Source organism: Rhizobium sp. A22-96 (assembly GCF_053521805.1).
Map to the genome: position 1 here is coordinate 166447 of NZ_JBNWDQ010000006.1, position 16087 is coordinate 182533.

General features: G+C 59.8%; 15 protein-coding genes. 11 read left to right on the plus strand and 4 right to left on the minus strand.

Annotation, left to right across the window (positions count from 1 at the left end; translation table 11 throughout):
* Window positions 1–2 precede the first annotated feature (2 nt).
* The 9 genes from ACQZ6F_RS25520 to ACQZ6F_RS25560 all read left to right on the plus strand — a co-directional run bounded on the left by ACQZ6F_RS25520 (window position 3) and on the right by ACQZ6F_RS25560 (window position 10470).
* Window positions 3–1013 carry an ABC transporter permease gene (locus ACQZ6F_RS25520; protein ID WP_449094540.1) on the plus strand — a complete coding sequence of 337 codons (1011 nt, stop codon included), beginning with the start codon at window positions 3–5 and terminating at the stop codon, window positions 1011–1013.
* Window positions 1010–1858: an ABC transporter permease gene (locus ACQZ6F_RS25525; protein ID WP_449094541.1), complete on the plus strand. Its 849-nt coding sequence runs from the start codon at window positions 1010–1012 to the stop codon at window positions 1856–1858. Before ACQZ6F_RS25520 ends, ACQZ6F_RS25525 begins: the two co-directional genes overlap by 4 nt.
* Window positions 1837–3567 (plus strand): dipeptide ABC transporter ATP-binding protein, encoded by a 1731-nt coding sequence (locus ACQZ6F_RS25530; RefSeq protein WP_449094542.1) that lies wholly within the window; start codon window positions 1837–1839, stop codon window positions 3565–3567. Before ACQZ6F_RS25525 ends, ACQZ6F_RS25530 begins: the two co-directional genes overlap by 22 nt.
* Window positions 3564–4646, plus strand: coding sequence for an LLM class flavin-dependent oxidoreductase (locus ACQZ6F_RS25535; RefSeq protein WP_449094543.1), 1083 nt, complete (start codon window positions 3564–3566; stop codon window positions 4644–4646). Before ACQZ6F_RS25530 ends, ACQZ6F_RS25535 begins: the two co-directional genes overlap by 4 nt.
* A 226-nt stretch (window positions 4647–4872) precedes the next feature.
* Window positions 4873–5451, plus strand: a complete 579-nt coding sequence (locus tag ACQZ6F_RS25540) for a TetR/AcrR family transcriptional regulator (RefSeq protein WP_449094544.1) — start codon at window positions 4873–4875, stop codon at window positions 5449–5451.
* A gap of 248 nt (window positions 5452–5699) precedes the next feature.
* Window positions 5700–5861 (plus strand): DUF1328 family protein, encoded by a 162-nt coding sequence (locus ACQZ6F_RS25545; protein WP_068399696.1) that lies wholly within the window; start codon window positions 5700–5702, stop codon window positions 5859–5861.
* A gap of 219 nt (window positions 5862–6080) precedes the next feature.
* Complete coding sequence (locus ACQZ6F_RS25550) at window positions 6081–7589, plus strand: ATPase domain-containing protein (RefSeq protein ID WP_449094545.1); 1509 nt, start codon at window positions 6081–6083, stop codon at window positions 7587–7589.
* The gene (locus ACQZ6F_RS25555; RefSeq protein WP_449094546.1) at window positions 7573–9633 is read left to right on the plus strand and encodes an ATP-binding protein; all 2061 of its coding nucleotides are present in this window, start codon (window positions 7573–7575) and stop codon (window positions 9631–9633) included. Before ACQZ6F_RS25550 ends, ACQZ6F_RS25555 begins: the two co-directional genes overlap by 17 nt.
* 69 nt (window positions 9634–9702) lie before the next feature.
* Window positions 9703–10470: an SDR family NAD(P)-dependent oxidoreductase gene (locus ACQZ6F_RS25560; RefSeq protein ID WP_449094547.1), complete on the plus strand. Its 768-nt coding sequence runs from the start codon at window positions 9703–9705 to the stop codon at window positions 10468–10470.
* A gap of 52 nt (window positions 10471–10522) precedes the next feature.
* Here the strand turns inward: ACQZ6F_RS25560 and ACQZ6F_RS25565 are convergent, their stop codons facing one another.
* The 3 genes from ACQZ6F_RS25565 to ACQZ6F_RS25575 form a co-directional block, all read right to left on the minus strand.
* Window positions 10523–10957, minus strand: coding sequence for a hypothetical protein (locus tag ACQZ6F_RS25565; protein ID WP_449094548.1), 435 nt, complete (start codon window positions 10955–10957; stop codon window positions 10523–10525).
* A 444-nt stretch (window positions 10958–11401) separates the two neighbouring features.
* Window positions 11402–11722: a 2Fe-2S iron-sulfur cluster-binding protein gene (locus tag ACQZ6F_RS25570; RefSeq protein WP_267553423.1), complete on the minus strand. Its 321-nt coding sequence runs from the start codon at window positions 11720–11722 to the stop codon at window positions 11402–11404.
* A 28-nt stretch (window positions 11723–11750) separates the two neighbouring features.
* A complete protein-coding gene (locus ACQZ6F_RS25575; RefSeq protein WP_449094797.1) occupies window positions 11751–12980 on the minus strand; it encodes a cytochrome P450 in 1230 nt (409 codons plus the stop codon).
* Between the two features lie 87 nt (window positions 12981–13067).
* On the opposite strand from ACQZ6F_RS25575, the gene ACQZ6F_RS25580 reads away from it, so the two are divergent.
* Both ACQZ6F_RS25580 and ACQZ6F_RS25585 read left to right on the plus strand, forming a co-directional pair.
* Window positions 13068–13988, plus strand: a complete 921-nt coding sequence (locus ACQZ6F_RS25580) for a helix-turn-helix domain-containing protein (protein WP_449096339.1) — start codon at window positions 13068–13070, stop codon at window positions 13986–13988.
* A gap of 130 nt (window positions 13989–14118) precedes the next feature.
* Window positions 14119–15045 (plus strand): cation diffusion facilitator family transporter, encoded by a 927-nt coding sequence (locus tag ACQZ6F_RS25585; RefSeq protein ID WP_449094550.1) that lies wholly within the window; start codon window positions 14119–14121, stop codon window positions 15043–15045.
* A gap of 68 nt (window positions 15046–15113) precedes the next feature.
* Here ACQZ6F_RS25585 and phnF read toward each other — a convergent pair whose 3' ends face one another.
* The gene (gene phnF / locus ACQZ6F_RS25590) at window positions 15114–15872 is read right to left on the minus strand and encodes a phosphonate metabolism transcriptional regulator PhnF (protein WP_077467683.1); all 759 of its coding nucleotides are present in this window, start codon (window positions 15870–15872) and stop codon (window positions 15114–15116) included.
* Between the last annotated feature and the right edge of the window lie 215 nt (window positions 15873–16087).

The following is a 16087-nucleotide window of genomic DNA, read 5'->3' on the forward strand; positions in this document are numbered from 1 at the left end:
GCATGAGGAATGCCTACATAAACTACGCCGCAAAGCGCTTCGTCCAGGCCGTGGTCGTCATCCTGCTGGCCTATGTCCTGACCTTCGTCGTTGTCAGTGTCCTGCCCGGTGACCCCGTGACCAACGTTCTGCGTAACCCGCAGAACGGGTTCACCGAGGAAGAGATCCAGGAGATCATCGCCGCTCAGGGTTTGGACAAGCCGGTCCTGGTGCAGTTGTCGACATCCCTCTCGAACTTCCTGACCGGCGATCTTGGCTTGTCGATGCGAACCAACCGGCCCGTGACAACCCTGATCGGCGAGGTGCTGCCCTCGACACTGATCCTCGCCTCTACGGGTCTTGTCGTGGCGCTGCTATTGGCGATGGTGATCGCTTACGGCACCCAGTTTCTTCCGAAACGGCTTGGCCAAGGCCTGCTGCGCGGCTTTCCATCCCTGTTCCTGTCCGTGCCCAATTTCGTGATCGGTCTGGTGCTGATTCACATCTTCGGCTTTCAGCTCGGTCTCTTCCGCGTCATCGAGCCCGACAGCGTCTGGGCGACCCTTTTTGCGGCTATCGCGCTCGGCATCCCCATCTCGGCACAAATCGCCGAAGTGCTGATCGCCAACCTCGATCACGAGTCCCGGCAGGAATACGCCGCCGTCGCGCGCAGTCGCGGCCTCGGGCAGATGCGCCTTTTTGCCAAACATCTGCTGAAGCCATCCTCCCTCCCCGTCATTACGATCATCGCACTCACCATCGGTGAACTGCTCGGCGGCTCGCTGATCACGGAGGCGGTCTTTGGCCGCACCGGCGTCGGCAGCCTGGTGCAGCGTTCGGTCAGCACCCAGGACCTGCCTGTCCTACAAGCGGTCGTCTCGCTGGCGGCGGTGATCTTCGTCCTCGTCAATCTGATCGCAGACCTTGCCTATCCGTTGCTGGATCCGCGCGTGAAGCTGCTTGGCAATTCCGACCGGCGCCCTGTCACCGCTGACGACGACACGACCGGCATTTCCCACGAGGTGACATCATGACCCTCGCCTCCGTCAGTTCCACGACGCATATCAAGGTAAAGAGCCGGCAGGCAGCCCTTCGGATACCGCCAACCGTTGCGCTCGCCTTCGCCATCATCGCGCTCGTGATTGCCTGGTCGCTCGTACCGAGCCTGTTCACGAGCCATGACCCGGCCATCGGTGTTCCCGCTCACAAACTGCTCCGCCCCGGTATCGAGCATTGGTTCGGCACCGACCAGCTGGGTCGCGATGTCTATACGCGCGTCGTCTACGGCACGGCCTCATCGGTGAGGAGCGCGCTCATCGCCGTCGTCATTGGCGTTGTCGCCGGCGGCTTCATCGGCCTGCTGGCCGGCTTCCTCGGCGGCTGGGTCGATATCCTATTCGCTCGTCTGGTCGACGTGCTGCTGGCGATCCCGAAATTCCTGCTGGCCGTCATTGTGGTAACCGCAATCGGCTTCGACACGACGAACGCCGCCATTGCCACAGGTGTCTCGGCGGTGGCCGTCTTCGCCCGCGTCATGCGCTCGGAGGTTATCAAAACCCGGCAGGCAACGTTCGTCGAGGCTTCGTTTCTGCAGGGCGGCTCGCGCTGGCACATTCTGTGGCGCCACGTGCTGCCGAACGCGTCGCGCTCGGTGCTTCCCCTTGCAGTGCTGCAGTTCGGCGACTCGATCCTGGTGATCGCCAGCCTAGCCTTCCTCGGCTACGGCGACCCACCCCCCGCCTCCGACTGGGGCCTGCTGATCTCGATCGGCAAGGACTACCTCAAATGGCCGTGGCTCGTATATGCGCCCGCCTTCATCACGATCGCGACCGTCCTCTCCGTGAACAGGATCAGCCGATGGCTACGCAAGACAGACTGACCCTCGCCCTTCACCACGCCGAAGCAATCGAGCTTTCCACCCAGACGGCAAAACCCTTGCTGCGGATCGACGGCCTGTCGGTCTCCTACGGGCCGCATGAGGTCGTTACCGACGTCGGGTTCGAGCTGGGTCGCGGCAAGAGCCTCGCCTTGATCGGAGAGTCCGGCTCCGGCAAGTCGACCATCGCTCGCGCCGTGCTGCGGCTGCTTCCGAGTGGAGGTTACGCCACCGGCCGCGTCGAGTTCGATGGCCGGGAGGTGCTGGCATTGCCCGAGCGCCGTTTCAGGCCTCTGCGGGGAAAGGCCATCGGGTTCATCCCACAGGACCCCGGCAACGCGCTCAATCCGGTGCGCACCATCGGCGCCCAGGCGATGGAGGCCGCAGCGCTTATCGGCGAACGCGATGCCGTCATTCGCAAGGCACTTATCCTCGAGACCTTCGCTCAGGTCGGGCTCGATAACCCTCAGCGCGCTTATGACTCCTACCCGCACGAGCTATCCGGCGGCATGTTGCAGCGCGTGCTGATCGGCCTTGCGGTCCTTCCAAGGCCCTCGCTTCTGGTCGCGGACGAGCCGACCTCGGCGCTCGACGTGACCATACAAAAGCGCATTCTCGACCTGCTGTCGCGGTTACAACAAGATCTGGATATCAGCCTGCTTCTCATCACACATGATCTGGCGATCGCCGCCGAAAGGGCGGACTCGCTGGTTGTGCTGAAGGACGGCACCATCCAGGAAGCTGGTAGAACGCAAACCGTTTTCTCTTCACCCGCCTCAGCATATGCGAGAAAGCTGCATGCGGACGTCCCGGCCTTGAACCCCGACCGTTATGCCTCTTTGCGCAACCCCGGTTTTCGCCTCCTCGACGCCCCCGCCGACAAGGCACCGAAGATCGAGGTCGCCGCCGTCACGAAGACGTTCACGGTGGGCGGCAGGATACTGAAGGCTGTCGACGAAGTATCGTTCACTGTCCCGGCGGGTACCACGCATGCGCTGGTGGGCGAGTCCGGCTCGGGCAAGACAACGACGATCCGCTTGCTGCTGGGGCTCGAACAACCCGACACCGGCAATATCTCGGTCGCCAGCCAACAGCTTGCCGGCCGCTCGCAGGAGTCGCTGCGCGACGTGTGGCGCCACCTTCAGTTCGTCTACCAGAACCCGTTCACCTCGCTCGACCCGACCTGGAAAGTTGAGCAGTTGGTGCGCGAGCCACTCGACCGGTTCAAGATCGGAACGCGAAACGAACGGACCGAGCGGGTGCGCGAAGCGATCGCCAATGTCGGGCTCGGCGAGCATCTGCTTTCCCGCAAGCCGCAAGCCTTGTCAGGCGGCCAGCGCCAGCGCGTGGCGATTGCCCGGTCACTCGTCCTCAAGCCTGATGTGATCGTTCTCGATGAGCCCACTTCCGCGCTCGATGTGAGCGTGCAAGCTGATATCGTCGAGGTGCTGCTCTCGCTGCAAGCCAGCCTTGGCCTGACCTATGTGTTCGTCTCCCACGACCTAGCCCTGGTGCGCCAACTCGCCCACACCGTCTCAGTGATGCAACATGGGCGCATCGTCGAACACGGGACCGTCACGGATATCTTCGACAACCCGCAGCAGCCCTACACCGTGTCGTTGCTGCAGTCGATTCCGTCCGGCGTCGCCGGCATCGGTCGTGCGCTCCATCCGCAACTCCGCCGGATCATCAATCAGGAAAAGATCGCATGAGCATCGCAGCGTCCGCTGGCTTCCAGCCCTCGCCATTCCGCCCGAAGCAGCGGCTCGGCTTCAACACAAGGGTGTCCTTCAACGATGATGCCGGGCCGGCGCAAGGACTGCGTGATGGGATCGAGCTGTTCAAGGCCGCCGAACGCCTGGGTTATCAGTCGGGCTGGGCCTATCAGCGGCACTTCGACCATTATCTGTCGTCGCCCCTGCCGTTTTTCGCAGCAACCGGCCAGCACACACAGCACATCACGCTGGGCTCGGCTGTCATCCCGATGCGCTATCAGGACCCGATCCTGCTCGCCGAGGCGGCGGGCACGACCGATCTGCTGATTGGCGGCCGGCTGGAATTGGCCATCTCGACCGGTGCCAACGCCGCATTTGACGCCGTCTTCGGCACCGTTGATACCGACGCCCGCATGGAGGCCAAGCGCCGCCAGGCCCGCTTCCTTGCCGCGATCTCGGGGGAAGTCCTTCACACCGTCGCCGGGTCGGGCCAAGGTGCTCCTGCCGGCGCCGAGCTGCGCGTGACGCCGCACAGCCCGACATTACGGTCCCGGATTCGACAGGGATCGGCGAGTTTTGGCTCCGCGGTGCAGGCCGCTGAACTCGGAATCGGGCTCATCTCCGGAACCGTGCAGCACGACCACGCCGAAGGCGAGAGCTTCGGCGAATATCAGGCCCGCTGCATCGAGGCTTTTCGCACCACCTGGCGCAGGACTTGGAGAACCGAGCCGCCACCGGTGGCTGTCGCCGCCTCCGTTCTAGTCGGCACCACTAGTGAACTCCGGGAGAAATACGCCGCCTACGATCTCGAGCGCCGCACCCAGGGGATAGCCGCGTCCCGCCCCAAGGGCGCGCTCGCGCCAGCCAGCCAGCCCGTTGGCGCTCAGATTTCACCGGTCTTTCACGGCACGCCCGACGAGGTGCTCGCGGCCGTCTTCAACGATCCCGGCCTTGCCGCAGCAGACGAGATCGTGCTCTTCCTGCCGCCCGCCTTCGGTCTCGCCGAAAATGTGCGGCTGCTGACCGATCTTGCGGAGACCGTAGCCCCAAACCTCGGCTGGTTGCCCACTTGGTGACTGGCACAGCAGGGCCAGGCTTGTCGCAGCTTTCGGTGAGGATGCTATCGAGGGAGCAAGGCTAAACGATCAAACAGCCGGGATCGAAGCGGCCAGCGGGTACGGATCTGATGCGCCGGCAAGCTCTTGGAGTTGATCTTGCCGATGGGGATGCAAATCCCGCCACAACCTTATATCTGTTTTCCGCTCCCTTATGTCGAACTGAGCATAGGCGCTACGAATACCCATGAGACAGTCCATATCCGAACAAATCCTCGAGGTCGTTGGCGTGTTGTTCTATCGCGAGGGCATCCGCGCGGTGGGCATCGAAAGGATCATCGAGGAAGCCAGCATCGCCAAGGCGACCCTCTATCGCCATTTTCCTTCCAAGGACTATCTGGTCGCGGCCTATCTGAGCCAACGCCATGAGCGCGTCATCAGCGCATTGGAAGATGTAAGGCGGCGCACGGCAACGCAGCGCGAGCAGATAGAAGTTATTTTCCAGGAGCTATTCAAGAAGGCCGACAGCCGCGAATTCAGGGGGTGCGCCTTCGCACTGGCGGTTGCCGAGCATGGCGATTCCGCTCGCATCGTAGACGTCGCGCGAGAACACAAACGCGCCGTCCGCGCCATTTTCGCGACTATTCTGGCCGAAGCCGGCATTACCGACAGCCAGCCGGCGAGACATCTTGCTCTTCTCTACGAAGGTGCACTTGCCACCGTTGCCGTCGATCGCGATCCGGCAGCCGTACTCGTTGCCGGCCAATGCGCTCTTACCGTTTTCGATGGGGCAAAGGCGGCCCTGAACCGCATCAACCGGCCATGAGATGACAGCGCCAACGGGTCAGAAACTCGACGGTCCATCATTCGCGTGCCGTCGTAGCGCAAAGCAAATATCAGCCACTGCCGCAGCAATGTTAGACGCCGATCTCTGAGTTCTTCGCGCACTTGCCGTGCATGATAATGACCGAAGATCTCGAGGCCGTTTCCTCTTCCGGTGTGTGCTTGCTTCGCCGGGATGGAACAAAGCAAGGGCTATTCTCGTTCTCTGTCTGACCGCAGATGGAGGATAAAATGCTTTACTATGCACTGCTATTTCTTGTCGTTGCTTTGATTGCAGGTGCTCTCGGCTTCGGTGGTCTTGCAGGCGCGTCGGCATCCATTGCCCACGTCCTATTCTTTCTTTTTCTCATATTGTTCGTCGCGTCGCTTCTCATGCGCGTAATCCGACGCTGAACGATAGCCGTCGCACAATGAAACATGGGCTGATGGTGCCGGCTTATCGTTGCACCAACCTTCACGCTACAGCGAGATATACAGCGAAGATCGCCTCTTCATCATCATCGGGCGATCCTCAGGCTTGCTGAGGATAGAACAAGCATTCGAGCAGCTGCCGGAGGCCGGTATCTGCTTTTGCAATCTAAGCTCTGCGTCCTGGAGAGATTAGGAGAAAAAATGGTTGAAGAGTTACATGAAAAGGCATTGACCGGCGTTGCGGGTCTCGACGATGTGCTTTCCGGTGGATTGACACGCCGTCACGTATTTCTCTTGGAAGGCTCGCCGGGTACCGGCAAAACCACGATTGCCCTGCAGTTCCTTCTGGAGGGAGCTGTCAACGGCGAACGCTGTCTCTATATCAGCCTTTCAGAAACGGAAGACGAGTTGCGGGACAGCGCCCGTTCCCATGGCATGGAAATCGGCGATCAGATCCGGATCTTCGAGCTTGTCCCGCCCGAAAGCCTTCTCGACGCGGATCAGCAGCAAAGCCTTCTATATTCGTCCGACCTCGAACTGGGCGAGACGACCAAGCTCATTTTCGAGACATTCGAGCGCATGAAGCCGCAAAGAGTGGTCATCGACAGCCTCTCGGAAATCCGGCTGCTGGCGCAGAGTTCGCTGCGGTATCGCCGCCAGATCCTGGCACTCAAGCACTTCTTTTCAAGGTCCGACGCTACTGTCCTGCTTCTCGACGACATGACTTCAGACATCCTCGACAAGACCGTTCATAGCGTCGTTCATGCCGTCATCCATCTGGAGCAGCTCGCCCCCGATTACGGATCGGAGCGTCGGCGGCTGCGGGTCATCAAATATCGCGGGCAATCATTCCGCGGCGGCTATCATGATTTCATCATCAAGACGGGCGGCGTCGCAGTATTCCCCCGTCTGCGTGCGATAGAACATAAGACGGGGTTTGAGCGCACCACGCTTAAGAGCGGCATCCCGGAGCTTGACGATCTTCTGGGTGGCGGCATCGAGCGAGGTTCGAGCACGCTCCTGATCGGTCCGGCAGGAACGGGCAAGAGCCTGTTTGCACTGCAGTTCGTCGATGCGGCCATCAAGCGCGGGGAAAAGGCGGCCATTTTCGTCTTTGACGAGGAACTAGGCCTGCTTTTCTCGCGGACCAAGGCAATGGGCTTCGATCTGGAGAGCATGCGCGATGAAGGTCTGATCCACATCGAGCAATTGGATGCGGCCGAGCTGTCACCCGGTGAATTTGCCCAGCGCGTCAGAGACCGCGTCGCGAGCTATGACGCAAAGGCGGTCGTCATCGATAGCGTCAACGGCTACCAGGCGTCGATGCCGGAGGAAAACGCGCTCATTCTGCACATGCATGAGCTGCTGCAGTATCTCAACCGGCAGGGCGCCAACACTTTCCTCACAGTTGCCCAGCACGGGCTCGTCGGAGATATGAAATCTCCCGTCGATGTGACTTATCTCGCCGATACCGTTATCCTGCTTCGCTATTTCGAAGCGCTGGGAAAGGTCCGGCGGGCAGTATCCGTCATCAAAAAACGCACAGGCAAACATGAAGACACCATTCGGGAATTTCGAATTACGCATGCCGGCTTGACTCTGGGCGAACCTCTTTCCGGCTTTCAAGGCGTCCTGCGGGGCGTACCGACTTTCATGAACGAAAGGCACCCGCTGCTTTCGAATTCAGACGAGGATGGCGATCATTCCTAATAGAGATACCATCGGCCTTATCCACGCTCCTCTCGGACGCGATGCACAGATTGCAGCCTCGTTGCTGCAGGAGGCAGGCGTCAATTCGAAAGTGGCGCCGGATCTCACCTCCTTTGTCGCCAGTCTGAGCGACGATGTCGCATTTGCAATCATCACAGAAGAGACATTGCGCTCAGCCGACCTGCGCGCAATGTCCGCCTGGATCGAGGCCCAGCCGAGCTGGTCCGACCTGCCGTTCATCATCATGACGAACCGCGGAGGCGGCCCCGAGCGCAATCCCGCCGCCGCAAGGCTTTCGGAAATCCTCGGCAATGTCAGCTTCATCGAACGTCCGTTCCATGTAACGACCTTCGTCAGCGTCGCCCGATCGGCGTTGCGGGGGCGACGGCGCCAATACGAAGCGCGATTGCGCATCGAAGCCCTGGACGAAGGCGAGCGGAGGCTGCAAACCGCAATCGAGGCCGGGCGGCTAGGCGCCTGGGAACTCGACCTTGCGACCAATGACTTGATCACCTCGGCAACCTGCAAGCGGATTTTTGGACGCGACCCCGACCTTGGCTTCACCTATCGTGACCTGCTGGATACCGTTCATCCGGAAGACCTCGACCGCATGCAGAATGCGGTAGCCACCACGGTCAACACAGGGGCGGACTACTCGATCGAATACAGGACGATCTGGGGCGACGGTTCCGTCCATTGGGCAGAAATCCACGCCCAGCTTCATCGAGATCGAGCCGGCAAGGCGATCAAGCTGGTCGGTGTGTCGGCCGATATAACCGCACGGCTAAAGGCCGAGGAACATCAGCGGCAGCTCAATGAAATATTGGAGGAAAGAGTGGCGGAGCGCACGCTCGAGCTCGAGCAGGCGCACGCGGTCGTCATGGCGGAGGTCAGCCAGCGTGAGCGCGCGGAGGAACAGCTTCGTCACGCACAGAAGATGGAGGCGATCGGTCAGCTGACCGGCGGGGTCGCCCACGACTTCAACAATCTGCTGATGGCAGTGCTCGGCAATCTTGAGCTGCTCCGCAAACATGTCGGAGACGACGTCAAGGCAGGCCGCCTGATCGATGGGGCATTGCAAGGCGCCACGCGAGGCGCTTCTCTCACCCAGCGACTGCTGGCTTTTGCACGCCGACAGGACCTTCGCATCGGTCCGGTCGATCTGGGCGGGCTTGTCGTTGGAATGGAAGACCTCCTGAAGCGATCCGTCGGCTCGGCCATTCGAATTGAATCGTCGATTCCCGCCGCCCTCCCTTTCGTGTCGGCCGACAGCAACCAGGTGGAGTTGGCGCTGCTTAATCTCGCAGTCAACGCCCGGGACGCCATGCCCGATGGCGGCACCATATGGATAAAACTGAGGGCGGAAGAACAGGCCGCGAGAACAGAGACGCTTGCGGCCGGGAACTATCTCGTTCTGTCGGTGATCGATGAGGGGCATGGGATGAACGAAGAAACGCTGCAAAAGGCCATTGAGCCGTTCTTCTCCACGAAGGAACTCGGAAAGGGAACGGGGCTAGGCCTATCCATGATCCATGGGCTTGCCCTGCAGTTGAAAGGCGATCTCAGACTAGCCAGCAGCATCGGCAAGGGGACGGCGGCTGAGCTCTGGATACCGGTCTCGACATCTACGACCTCCCGCGACGTCGTTGTCGAGGTGACGCCGGTGAGCCCCGAAGAGGCCGCGGGACCAAAGAAGATCCTGCTCGTCGACGATGATGTCCTGATCGCGATGAGCTCCGCCGACATGCTCAGCGATCTCGGTCATGAGGTGACTGAGGCGCATTCGGGCAAGGAGGCGCTCGAATATTTGAATAACGGCGGCGGCTTCGACCTGATGATCACCGATTATTCCATGCCCGGCATGACCGGTGCGGAATTGGCCAAAGCAGCTCGTAATATCGCTCCCGACCTACCGATCCTCATTGCCTCCGGATATGCCGAATTGCCGGCCGGTGCGGATCTCGATGTCGCAAGGCTCGGAAAGCCGTATACGCAAACGCAGTTGGCTGCCGAAATCGGCAAGCTTATATCCCCGGATCGTTGAGAAATATCGCTTTATGTCGTGCGCCAATTGTAGTTCGATCCACACTTTCGGACATCAAGCGAGGAACCAATGACGGACAGGCTAAAGGGTAAGATTGCGATCATCTCTGGCGGAGCCACGGGGATGGGCGGGGCGGCGTCACGTCTGTTTGCAGCAGAAGGCGCGAAAGTCGCAATTATCGACCGAAATGGCGATGCCGCGGCGGAGACGGTGCAATCAATTCGCAGTGCTGGCGGCGTTGCCGATCATTGGGTCGCCGATGTTTCGGACGAAGCGGCCGTCAATGCTGCCGTTAAGGGCATCGAGGACCGTTTCGGTGCCGCAAACGTACTCTTCAATCACGCCGGAACGATAGTCATCAAACCGTTTCTCGAAACGACGCTTGATGAATGGGAATGGCTGCACGCAGTCAACGTGCGTTCGATGTTCCTGATGACCAAAGCCGTCCTGCCGGGCATGATAGCGGCCGGCGGCGGTTCCATCGTCTGCACATCGTCCATCTCGGCGGTTGCTGCTACGCCGATGGAAGTACTCTACGACACCACCAAAGGTGCCGTTCATATGTTCGCTCGCGCCATAGCCGTCGAATTCCGCGACCGGAATATCCGGTGCAATGCGGTCTGCCCTGGCTTTATCCGCACGCCGCATGGCCTGCGCGAGGTCGCCGAGCTGCAGGTCCTCGGTGTCGATGTTTCCGATGCGGTAATCGCCGCGCAACAGGGCCGGATCGGTGAGCCGGAGGATGTGGCGCGAGCCGCCCTCTACCTGGCTTCTGACGAATCCAATTTCGTGAACGGCATCCATCTCTTCGTCGATAATGGCTTCACGGCAATTTAGCCGGATGGCGCCTCGGACTAAAAGACACTGTCTCGAGAGACGATAAGATTCCTTAGGCTGCCGTGGCGCCAGCTCTGCGCCCGGCACGCCGTGACCGGCTTTCGCTCAGGGCGCGTTGAAAATCCTTGTCGGTTTGTGCGTGGTGGCCGAGATCATCGAGGAATTCGGAGACATCCTGAAGAGTTCCGACAACGATGTATCGCAGACCACCGCCGGCATCGATCCGGTCATAACCGATGCTGACGCCGAAGCCGCCATTCACCTTGCGAAACCACGCCGACCGCCAGCTCTTGAACCCACTGGGATCCGCCTCGAATTCGGCAAGCAAGGTCTTTTGCCGCTCGAGCCGCCTCAGAAATGTTGCGACCATATCCGCCGCGCCGGCCTTCGGCTTCTCCGCTCTCTTCGCAGCCCATTTTTCGATGAAGTGAGATTTGGCGGGCGAGATCGCGGTTTCATCGTGATCGGCTGCAACCGTCTGGGCCAAATCTGACACCTCGGGACAGTGTTCGCCAGCGGGCGCGCTAACCGCCGCCGCCTCTTTTTCCGTCAGGCTCTGCCGGAGGTCAGAGGCGAAGGAGCCCCAGATCGACTTCGCCTGTTGGGCGGGCCTTGTTCTCATTCGGCGGGAGGATTTGATTTCGAGGACGAAGGGTTTGGTCTGTTTAGCCATAATGCTCGGATGTGCGCTCTGTGACGGGCCGCAGTTGATTGGGGATCAGCTTGGATGAAGGGCTGAGGATTGTCTCATAATCGCGATCGCGACAGCGCAATCGCTTATGACCTTTCCAGGAAGAAACCTTATAGCGGATTGTCTTCCATTGGAAACCCCCGCTGCATTCGATCGCAATTCTGCCAAGCCAAGCCTTCGAAATAGAAAATGGCAGCGTCTTCTATTCAGCAACCCTGTCGATTGCCGAGATGCATGGGATCAGTGCTGGCTATCCGGAACGACCACACGCATTCCGTCGGTGACGCTGCTCATGAGGATCTGACAGCTAAGGCGGCTATTGGCGGTCGGATCCATCACGAACTCGATCATGTCAGCTTCTTCCTCCGAAGGCGGGGGCAGCAGCTCGAGGTGAGGCTGATCGATGTAGCAATGACACGTCCCGCAGGCCAAGGCGCCGCCGCATTGCGCCACGATACCGTCGATGTCGTTCCTGACAGCAACGGCCATCAGCGTCTCGCCATTTTCCGCACGCACGCGCTTTTCCTGACCAGCGGAGTCGACGAACACGATTTCACACATTGCATTCTCCATGCTTTCGACAACCCGCTCAAGCGGGAATAAGCCTGATGTTAAGCCGCTGCGGGCCACGAACCGACAGTCCGCGCTTGTAGGCGGGACGTTCGTCCAGCAATTCGATCGAGCGGGTACGCTGGAGCAGCGTCGTAAAAATGATCTCCATATCGAGACGGGCGAGGTGATTGCCGAGACAGAAATGCGCACCGCCGCCGAATGCCAGATGGCGGTTGGGGCTTCGCTCGATATTGAATTGGTCAGGCGCGTCGAACTGCTCTGGATCACGATTGGCAGCACCATAGAGCAGGCCGACCTTGGTGCCCCTCGGCAGGCTCTTGCCCGCGATCACCTTTTCCTCGGTGAGATAGCGATGGAAGAATGGCAGCGGCGACTCGTACCGGAACATTTCCTGAATGGCGGTCGGCATCGCGGCCGGCGCTTCCCTGAGCTTGGTCAGAGCGTCTGAATACTGCAAGAGAGCATGCATTCCGCTGCCCAGCACGTCGATCGTCGAGCCGTGTCCGGCCATCAGGATCAGCATGCAGGTGGAAACGAGTTCGTCTTCGGTGAGCTCGCCGGCGGTATAGGCCTGCGTGAGCCGACAGAGAAGATCGTCGCGCGGGTTGCGCACGCGATCGGCAATGAGTTCTTTGAGCAATTCGTAGAACTCTGTCGTCGCGCGCTCGGCAATCGCCTTGCGCTCGGCACTGCGGTCGACGTCGAAATACTGCACCACCTGTTCCGACCATCGACGCAATTGCCCCGCATATTCGTCCGGCACACCCAGCACCGAGCCGATGATATGGCCCGGGACTTCCGAGGCAAGATCCTCGACGAAATCGATCGTTCCCGCTTCGAGCAGCCGGGCGAGCAGCTTGTCGACGAAATCCTGGATCATCCCGCGCTGGCGGGCGACGAGAGCGGGAGTGAATTCGCGGAAAACCTTGCGCCGCAGACGGTCATGCGTTTCGCCATCGGAATCCAGCATGCTGAACTGCACGAAGCGCGAATGGTTCGGCATATCATGCCAGTTCAACCGAACCTTGTGCTCCTGGATTTCCTCGGGAGAGAGGAAAAATTCAAGCGAGCGCACCAGCGTCTTGTCGCCGGCGGCGGCGGCAACATCCTGGTAGCGCGACAGCAGCCATATATCGAAATGCTCGTAATAAACCGGACCTTCGTTGGCGCGCAGTTCGCGATAGGACGCATAGGGATCCTCTGCGAATGCCTGCGAGAGCGGATCAAATGATTGGGTTGCCGTCATCGCCACCTGGATCTCCTCCATTCCGGTTAAACTGGCGCAGAATAACCTTCCCTACGACAGAAAGACATGGATGCGAACCGCGCCCATATGGATAAAACTCTCATCCTCGGATATGGTCGGGCCACCATGGTCGACGAAGCAACAGCGGCGGAAATCCGCGCCCTCGATGAGGTCTTCTTTCAAACACCGGGCCGGCTCTCGCGCGCCCTACCCTATTCGCTCCTGGCCGCTGGGCGGAGGATCTGCGGCCCCACAGAAGCGCCAATCGCCCAGCGCTTTAACCAGCATACCCTGATCCTCACCCTCAGCGGCAAAGGTGTGCTTGACGTCAACGGACAATCAAACCTGCTACAACAGGGAACAATCGCCTGGCTCGACTCCTCAATGCTCTACTCACATGGCTGTGAGCCGCATCATTCTCACTGGTCGTATCTCTGGCTCGGCTTCGTCGGTCACGGGCTCGACACCCTGTTCGATAATCTGGGCGTGGGCGGAAATCCTGTCTTCGCGACGGCGGCTCAACATGATCTGCAGCCACTTTTCGAAGACATTCTCAGGGAGGTGGAAACAAGCGGCTTTCTGGCCGACAGCCGGTGTTTTGCCTTGCTCGCACAGCTGATATCGACGCTGGTGTCCGAGCGCGCTGATGGCGACGATCTCAGCGGCGCGGTACAGAGATTGCAACGCGTCCTGGAAACCGTACGGACGGATCTTTCACACCCCTGGAGCGTGGCGGAACTCGCCGCAGCCGCCAATCTCAGCCAGGCACAATTGTTTCGCCGGTTTCGTCAGAGGATGGGAACGACGCCTGTCGACTGGCTTCGCCACGAGCGCGTCAACGCCGCCAAACGACTGCTCGTCGTGACGGAAGAGCAGATCGGACGGATCGCTGCCAGATGCGGCTATCCCGACCCCTTCCATTTCGCGCGTGACTTCAAGAAGTTGGCCGGTGTCACCCCGAGTGAGTTCAGGCGGCAGGGGCGGAGCGCGTCCTTTGGGAGCCCATGAAAATCGCGACACTTGTCGATGGGCTCCAATCAATTGGCCCGTTTTAGGACGCCGTGAAAAGCTGTCGTATAACCGTATACAGAAGGACCGATCGAAGCATGTGTGAGATATCCCTCAGGAGGATCGAAGAGTGAGCACTGAACAAGGCGTCTTGCGCGTCTCCATCATCGTGACGTTCGTTCTTGCGGCCGCGGGCATCATCTTCGGCGTCCTGTCCGGCTCCTACGCCATCGTCTTCGACGGTGTCTACGCTTTGACCGATGCGATCATGACCATCGTCGCGCTGATCGTTTCCAACCTGATCATCTCGTCGGCAACAGACACGGAGGGCAGCCGCAGGTTCGCCAAGCATTTCACCATGGGTTTCTGGCATCTGGAACCCATGGTGCTCGGGCTCAACGGCATCCTGCTGACGGGTGCGGCGATCTATGCATTGATCAATGCGGTCGCCAGCATCATGGCCGGCGGTCGACACCTCTCCTTCGACCAAGCCATCATTTATGCCGTGCTGACAATGATCATTGCTTTCGCCATGGCAGTCTACGCCCAGAGGATGAACAGGACGCTCAGATCGAGCTTCATCGCCCTGGACGCCAAGGCCTGGGTGATGACCGGCGGCCTCAGCACCGCACTGCTCATCGCCTTCATCTTCGGCTTCTTCATTCAGGGAACGAGCCTGCAATGGATGTCGCCCTATGTCGACCCTGTGGCGCTTGCTCTTGTGTGCATCATCGTCATCCCCATACCGGCCGGCACGATCAGACAGGCATTTGCCGATATCATGCTCATGACGCCGGCTGATCTGAGGGAGCATGTCGACCGTGTCGCCACTGACGTCGTCCAGCGCTACAATTTCGAATCTTACCGCTCCTATGTCGCCCGCGTCGGGCGCGGCAAGCAGATCGAGCTTTACTTCATCGTGCCCAAGGATGGACCGGCGAGAAAACTGGAGGAATGGGATCGTATCCGCGACGAGATCGGTGAGGCGATCGGTGATGAAAGCCCGGACCGCTGGCTGACCATTGCCTTCACGACCGATCCCGAATGGGCCATCTAGTATATGGGGAGCGCCCGTCTGCGGTCGTCAGTTTATCGAGCCAGATTTGCTCTCCCGCCAAGGCCGGTTTAACCCGCATCGCCGCGCGTCAACACGTCCAGAAGCTGGCTGGTATTGTCGATCGAGAACTGCACACGCTCACCCGGCCAAACCGACTCCGAATAGGAAATCGGTGTGCCCTTGAGATCGACGTCGACCTTTCTAAGCGCCACCACCGGCTGGGACATCGACTGAGATAGCTGCTTCGCCTCTTCGCTTGTCGGTAGCCGAACGATTATGTCGGTGCGCAGGCGGATATAGTCGGGTATGCCGTACTCGGCCAGAATCACGGTCACGCTCCGCCCGCCCCGCCGCGCTTCGTCAAAGCCGGGGAAACGGCGTACGGGATAATAGGCGTGCGAATAGTTTATCGGCTCGTCGTCGGCGAAGCCGCGGCGGACGATATGATAGACCGGCTCTCCGTGCGGAAGCCGCAAAGCTTCGGCGATGAACTCGGGAGCGGGAACCACTTCTTCGTGGATGGCCTGCCCCAGCGGCTCCCTGCCCTGATCCAGCAGGTTCTGGGAGAAACGCGTACGTTCGGACAAACGGTAGTCGAGGCGGCTATCCCTGACGAAGGTTCCGCGTCCCTGCTCGACCAGAACAAGCCCACGGCTTTCCAGACGGGAAATAGCGCGCCGTATCGTATGACGCCCGACGCCGAAACGGTCCATCAGGTCGGTTTCCGTCGGCAGCTGTGCCTTGGGCGACAGACGGCCGGTCAGAATATCCTCGGCAATATCGCTCTCGACCTGCTGCCATTGTCCGTGCAGCGACTTCTTCTCCATGCCCATCCATCCGAATCCAGCCATGTCATTCGAATGTCATATATCGGCTTCAGCATTGTATTTCAATCTCTGTTCAATGATGAACGTCCCATGGATCGTTGATGAACCGAATTTTACCCGTGATCTTCTGCCATTAGGCCAACGCCTCTTCATACGGATGTCATTTGCCACCATTAGATAAATATTCGGATGATATATTATTCATTCGGATAATG

What these genes read in the sequence shown, in the direction of transcription:
- ACQZ6F_RS25545 (WP_068399696.1), top strand. Translation starts at nt 5,700, where the DNA reads ATGCTTTACTATGCACTGCTATTTCTTGTCGTTGCTTTGATTGCAGGT.
- ACQZ6F_RS25530 (WP_449094542.1), top strand. Translation starts at nt 1,837, where the DNA reads ATGGCTACGCAAGACAGACTGACCCTCGCCCTTCACCACGCCGAAGCA.
- ACQZ6F_RS25540 (WP_449094544.1), top strand. Translation starts at nt 4,873, where the DNA reads ATGAGACAGTCCATATCCGAACAAATCCTCGAGGTCGTTGGCGTGTTG.
- phnF (WP_077467683.1), bottom strand. Translation starts at nt 15,872, where the DNA reads ATGGAGAAGAAGTCGCTGCACGGACAATGGCAGCAGGTCGAGAGCGAT.
- ACQZ6F_RS25525 (WP_449094541.1), top strand. Translation starts at nt 1,010, where the DNA reads ATGACCCTCGCCTCCGTCAGTTCCACGACGCATATCAAGGTAAAGAGC.
- ACQZ6F_RS25560 (WP_449094547.1), top strand. Translation starts at nt 9,703, where the DNA reads ATGACGGACAGGCTAAAGGGTAAGATTGCGATCATCTCTGGCGGAGCC.
- ACQZ6F_RS25555 (WP_449094546.1), top strand. Translation starts at nt 7,573, where the DNA reads ATGGCGATCATTCCTAATAGAGATACCATCGGCCTTATCCACGCTCCT.
- ACQZ6F_RS25575 (WP_449094797.1), bottom strand. Translation starts at nt 12,980, where the DNA reads ATGACGGCAACCCAATCATTTGATCCGCTCTCGCAGGCATTCGCAGAG.
- ACQZ6F_RS25520 (WP_449094540.1), top strand. Translation starts at nt 3, where the DNA reads ATGAGGAATGCCTACATAAACTACGCCGCAAAGCGCTTCGTCCAGGCC.
- ACQZ6F_RS25550 (WP_449094545.1), top strand. Translation starts at nt 6,081, where the DNA reads ATGGTTGAAGAGTTACATGAAAAGGCATTGACCGGCGTTGCGGGTCTC.
- ACQZ6F_RS25570 (WP_267553423.1), bottom strand. Translation starts at nt 11,722, where the DNA reads ATGTGTGAAATCGTGTTCGTCGACTCCGCTGGTCAGGAAAAGCGCGTG.
- ACQZ6F_RS25580 (WP_449096339.1), top strand. Translation starts at nt 13,068, where the DNA reads ATGGATAAAACTCTCATCCTCGGATATGGTCGGGCCACCATGGTCGAC.
- ACQZ6F_RS25535 (WP_449094543.1), top strand. Translation starts at nt 3,564, where the DNA reads ATGAGCATCGCAGCGTCCGCTGGCTTCCAGCCCTCGCCATTCCGCCCG.